We start from the raw sequence: 5,445 nt of genomic DNA on the forward strand, positions 1-5,445 counted from the left end.
TTTCCATACCGATCACACACCTTTTTAGAGTAATATTATCAGTATGTCCAAGTTTAGGAGATTACTTGCGAGAACTTTAGAGTTTTTGCACCAGAACCAGAATTCGTATATATCCTCTTCATCAAGAGATATATTAATTTTTCCGCATTGTTGTTTATTTGTAATATACCTTTTTAAACGTATTAAAATATAATTTCTTTTAAATTATCAATATGGTTTTTCGTTCTTAAAAAACAAGAAAATATATGCGTGATAACAGGTGAGGTTTCTGAAATAAATTTAGAGTTATTCGGTCGACAAGTAGTTGTAAGTGAAAAAGGAGCTAAATTACTGTTGGATACTCTTACCCATAAATCTATAGCGAGAGGGTGGATTAGCTGATAGGAACATCAAAAAAGCCCGTACAGAAGCACAGGCCGGTTGTTACACATATCGGTAACTAAATATTAACAGAAATTTTTGTGAAATACTACCAAAACATCAAAAAAGCGTCCGATGGCAACGAACGCTCTCGAGAAAATACATGTAATCTAACGCATCTATATTATACCAAATGTTATCTCCTAAAAACAAGGAGGAATGATATATCATTCTTTCCAGAAATCAATGACAAGGAATATAAGTTAATTCAGAAAGCAGTAGTGAAGGTGTTACGTGATTATAAGGCTCTAGCTGTACGTATGGAGAATCAAAGCGAGTACTGCAAAGGTAAATAAAACCTTGAAAAGATAGGGAAAAAGAAGAATTAAAAGGCATATTCCATAAATAGGATACGCCTTTTTCATTTTATTGTTTATATAACATGAACAATTCCTTACCATTAATTAAATTTAGAAAGAGCGAATTTAGCTGAAAAATTCATTTTCTTCATATATGTAGAATTCACTCCTGCTTGAAATTGTACAGAAATATTACCATTTTTTTGTGCTTTGAATACGCGTCCATAAGATGAATTAGCATTGTATGTACCAATTACTTGATTGTCTGCATCAAAGACTGTATAAGAAATCGGGAATCCTAAATTAGTTACAAAAACCGTAACTTCTTCTCCTTTTTTAAGATTAAATGATTCTTTTTGAGACACTTCGTATGAACTCAAAGAATAATATTTAGTAACCTCTTGAACTTCTAAATTCATAGTTGCTGCACTAGCTTTTGGTGCTTCTAATCCTGGTAAATTCATGCCCGAAAGTACTGCAATTCCTAATGCTCCTGCTAAAATGACTTTTTTCATAATTCTAACTCCTCCTTTAATATTCTTTGATAAAAAAAGTTTCAAAAAGTAAGTTTAAAATCTACTTACTGAAACCATTATAGTTACAATGATAACAATTATCAATATGAATAAGTATGCAATCTTGCATACTTGGGATACGGAAACGATTCGAGGTATGAGGGGCCACTACGAAAGAATTTTAAATAAATGCAATAAAAGCCGTAGAAATTAATTATTTTTACGGTTTTATGTTTATCTAAATGATTACCAATTATGGACATATAGTTTGATTTATTTTGTATCTGTAATTATATATTTTCCCCCTTCATTCTTATTAATTTCTTCTGTAGCTGTTGGCACCAAGGGTTAGTTTATAAATAAAATAAATCACATCCTTAAGTCATGTGTATCTCTTTAAATGTTAGAATGGTAAGAGGATAGCCTTCTTAACACTATATACTGGAGGGAGATGAAATGAACTATATTGCTCATATCCGTGAGAGTGACAAGCAGGTACAAACTGTCGAAGAGCATTTATTGAGGGTAAAAGAACTAGCTGAAATTTATGGAGAAAAGATTGGTATAAAACACTTGGCTGGTTTAGCTGGTATGCTCCGTGATTTAGGGAAATATACTAATGAATTTAAAGAATACATATTAGAAGCAGTAAATAACCCTAACTCTCCACCCAAAAGAGGAAATGTTCGTAATCTACATAATAAAGTTCATAAAATGATTTTTTTGCAAAAATAGCACCTAACTGTCTTTTTGGTTTTTGATGAATTGATTTTCTGAATATATAAATTAATATATTTCTACATAAAAATAAATTAATTTCAAAGGAATATTAAATATATGTAATTATAATCCATTAAAATGAAATTTAAGTAAAAAAATAGAATTTAAAATCAGAAAATAAATATTTTTCAATTTTTCTTGACTATTTAAAAAACTTAATATATGATACTTTACAGGATAAAAATGTTAAAGAAATACATAATAAGTAAATTTCTAGGGGGATTTTTTATGTTCCAAGAAAAATTTGATAAATTAGTTCAAGATCATTTAAATGGATTTTCTGAAGAATACACTGCTAGTTTAAAAAATGAGTTTATGGAAAATCAGCTTGTTATTTTAAATGAATTAATTCCAGCACCTTTAATTGCAGCTATGTCTGCTGAAGCGAAATATCTTCTTTCAGAAAATGCAAAACGTCGTGATATTACAATTAAAGCCACAGGTAATACACCTCGTAACTTCAATGTAGTAAATCGTGACAGTATTTCTGAAAAAGGAAAGATAATTCCAGCATTTTTTAAATCTGAAGTGATTTTAAATTTCTTAACATTTTTAAATAATAATGAACCAGTACATCGTATTCCATATACACCAGAAGAATTTATTATTAATAATCAGCAAAAAACAGGTGATACTCATGGGTGGCATTGGGATGACTACACTTTTGCTTTAATTTGGGTAATTGAAGCACCTAAAGAAGGTGAAGGTGCTATTGTTGAATATATTCCTAATACTGTATGGGATAAAGAGAACCCTGAAGCTGGATTAAAAGAGGTACTTGAAAGTCGTGAAATTCAAAATGTATATGTTCCTCAAGACCATTGTTACCTTATGAGAGCTGGTACTACATTACATAGGGTGACACCTTTAGAAAATGATTCTCGCCGTACTGTTGTGGTCTTTAGTTATGCATCTGAAGAAGATTTATCTAAAAATATTTCTCATGAGACTATGGGAGAAATCTATGAAGATACTAAGGAGTTAGTTGAAGTTTAAGCTTTAGGCTAATTTATACATCTTTACAGCCGGAGAGAAGAGTTTATTCCTTTCGGCTGTATTGTTTTGGCTTTTATAAAAGAATAAAACATACTGATGTAAATAGGGAAATCCATTGATTTTAAAATGTTCTAATTAAACTTTAAATAGATACCTAATCAATTTTTACCAGGTTTCTAACAAGTGTAATTTATCTCTAATACGCTAGATAAATATATATGGGGAAATCATGAGTTCCGAAAGAGCAATTGTAACTTCGAGTATAGACAATACAATTCATAAACCCGATGGAAATCCTGCAGGCACATTAAAAAGAACATTAGAAACGTGAATTTGATATTCTCACTTATAAACCCCTTGATGTATATATTTTTATAATCAATACTAAGTATTATAGTGTTGTTTATAGGTGTATTAATAGTTAAATGCTGGCGTTTATTATCATTCCATGAGGCCAACAGGTTTTCCTTAAATCACTCTGGGGCTATTCTGAGTGTGTTTTTTACTTTTATTATGATTTTAATAAGCTTTTTACTTATTGATATTCACCTTGAAAAGTGTAAGATGATGAGAATTTTAGTGGATTTTCTATTCCACCTGCATGCTAAGGTATTAAGTTTTTACATATTAAGGTAAATATTTCGGATTGTTATAGTTTAAAAACTCAGAAAAGAGGTGGTATTATGTTTAAGAAATTTGTTTTAGGCGCAGTATCAACATGGATATTAGTGAGCTATTGGGAAAAACACAACAAACGTGAGTGGATTAAGTGCAAAAGAGTTTCATAATTATATATAGAAAAAAACTAATTTTGAAAACTAGCTTTTTTTACTTTCAATAAAAAATAAATATACATTGTATACAAATAATTTGATTTTATTATTAATTACTATATTTTCTCATTATCAATTCAATTGGTCCTCTTGTAAAATGCAATTTCCAAAAATAAGATAAACACATTGCACTTATATAAAAAGTCAAAGATAGTATAAGAGTTGTGAGTAAATTCGGATCATTTACTAATCCTAAATATGAAAAAATAATTAATGCAAAGACGTGGCCAATATAATATGTTAATGACATTTGTCCAGTTAGAATAAGTATTTTTGTTATTATTTTTCCAGCGAATTTTTCTGTGAAATATATACATAAAACAATAACTATTATAGCTATACTTGAACTAGAGAGAATATAAAATATATTTGGTGGTACTGGAGTTGTAGAAAATAGAGCGTCAGCAGTTTCTATTCCTAACAAAGGGCTGGTTATTTTGATAAGAAGAAAGGAAAAAGTTTCTAATATAATCATTGAAATTAGTGAAAACAATAGTAATTTTTTTCTGACCTCAGGCGATTTAAAATTCAGCCTCCCTAACCACATACCCAGTAAGAGAAAACAAATCCATGGAAAAATAGGATGATATCCATTGAATAGAAGATTATTTAAAATATCAGCCAATTTTGAAAGTAGAGAATGACCATCGATAAATAGATTTGATTTGTCGACATGATTAAATATGATTTGTAAAATTTGAGATATAGTTAAAATGCTAATACAAGAATATAACAGAGTATTAGTAGATGTAATGATATAAAAAGACGATATAAACATATAGAATGCATAATAATGTAATATATCAGCTTTCCATCCTATTAGATACAGAAACATACCCAATATTAAAAGAAATATAGAGCGCTTCCAAATGATTTGTCGACTTTTTTTTATGAGGTTGGTACTTTTAGTTATACGTGCTTTTTCTGTCATAAGAGAAATCCCAATTCCAGCTAAAATAACAAATACTGCAGAAGCTTTCCCATCAAAAATACTAGTTAAATAAATCATCCATGTTGACCCTTTATATTCGGTTCCCATAGTTAGTTTATAATTAACAATAACCATTCCTAAAATAGCTAATGCCCGTGCGAAATCAAAGCCTGTTATTCTTAATTTTTTATTCATGTTAAGTCATCTCCTTTATAATTTTTTATAAATAAACATTAAACTTTAATGTGAATTATAATGTTAAAATTAAAGAAAGTTATACATTCACCATTACAGTTGATTAATGTAAAATTTACAATAAAATAACGAATGTAATTTGATTAATAATAAATATTAAGAAGAATACAAGACATAAAGGTTTAACATCCAAATAAGAATCCAAGGAATCTTTTTAAAGTAAAATGTTTATTTTAACCTTGTAGAAGATCGATGAAAAAGAGAAAAGAAATAGAAGAGTTTAACAAAAATCGGTAGTTTTTCAAGTGATATAAATTGATATTTTCCCTGGATTTCAATATTTTTTTATAAGGAAGTTTTATATAAAGAAAAGACACTCAAATTTAGTGTCTTTTTTATGCTTTTTTCTGAAGTGAATGATTTTCTAGTGGTCTAAATGCTAATCCCCCAGATATCATGTAAAGAACGGCAGGTAT

The 5,445-nt window shown here is 28.8% G+C and carries 4 protein-coding genes and 1 pseudogene; 3 read left to right on the forward strand and 2 right to left on the reverse strand.

Features of this window, described 5'->3' with window-relative positions:
• Positions 1 to 249 precede the first annotated feature (249 nt).
• Positions 250 to 381: a hypothetical protein gene (locus AZF08_RS32270; RefSeq protein WP_161486806.1), complete on the forward strand. Its 132-nt coding sequence runs from the start codon at positions 250 to 252 to the stop codon at positions 379 to 381.
• Positions 382 to 820: 439 nt separating this feature from the next.
• On the opposite strand, the gene AZF08_RS23035 is transcribed toward AZF08_RS32270, so the two are convergent.
• The gene (locus tag AZF08_RS23035) at positions 821 to 1,234 is read right to left on the reverse strand and encodes a hypothetical protein (protein ID WP_033679185.1); all 414 of its coding nucleotides are present in this window, start codon (positions 1,232 to 1,234) and stop codon (positions 821 to 823) included.
• Between the two features lie 456 nt (positions 1,235 to 1,690).
• Here AZF08_RS23035 and AZF08_RS23040 point away from each other — a divergent pair.
• Together AZF08_RS23040 and AZF08_RS23045 are read left to right on the forward strand one after the other, a co-directional pair.
• A pseudogene (locus AZF08_RS23040) lies at positions 1,691 to 1,921 on the forward strand (hypothetical protein); the annotation flags it as partial.
• Positions 1,922 to 2,242: 321 nt separating this feature from the next.
• A complete protein-coding gene (locus AZF08_RS23045) occupies positions 2,243 to 3,010 on the forward strand; it encodes a HalD/BesD family halogenase (RefSeq protein ID WP_051725994.1) in 768 nt (255 codons plus the stop codon).
• Positions 3,011 to 3,892: 882 nt separating this feature from the next.
• Here the strand turns inward: AZF08_RS23045 and AZF08_RS23050 are convergent.
• Positions 3,893 to 4,969, reverse strand: a complete 1,077-nt coding sequence (locus AZF08_RS23050) for a DUF418 domain-containing protein (RefSeq protein WP_033679188.1) — start codon at positions 4,967 to 4,969, stop codon at positions 3,893 to 3,895.
• Positions 4,970 to 5,445: the final 476 nt, after the last annotated feature.

This window comes from Bacillus gaemokensis, from assembly GCF_001590835.1.
Classification (GTDB): Bacteria; Bacillota; Bacilli; order Bacillales; family Bacillaceae_G; genus Bacillus_A; species Bacillus_A gaemokensis.

What these genes read in the sequence shown, in the direction of transcription:
- AZF08_RS23045 (WP_051725994.1), top strand. Translation starts at nt 2,243, where the DNA reads ATGTTCCAAGAAAAATTTGATAAATTAGTTCAAGATCATTTAAATGGA.
- AZF08_RS23050 (WP_033679188.1), bottom strand. Translation starts at nt 4,969, where the DNA reads ATGAATAAAAAATTAAGAATAACAGGCTTTGATTTCGCACGGGCATTA.
- AZF08_RS23035 (WP_033679185.1), bottom strand. Translation starts at nt 1,234, where the DNA reads ATGAAAAAAGTCATTTTAGCAGGAGCATTAGGAATTGCAGTACTTTCG.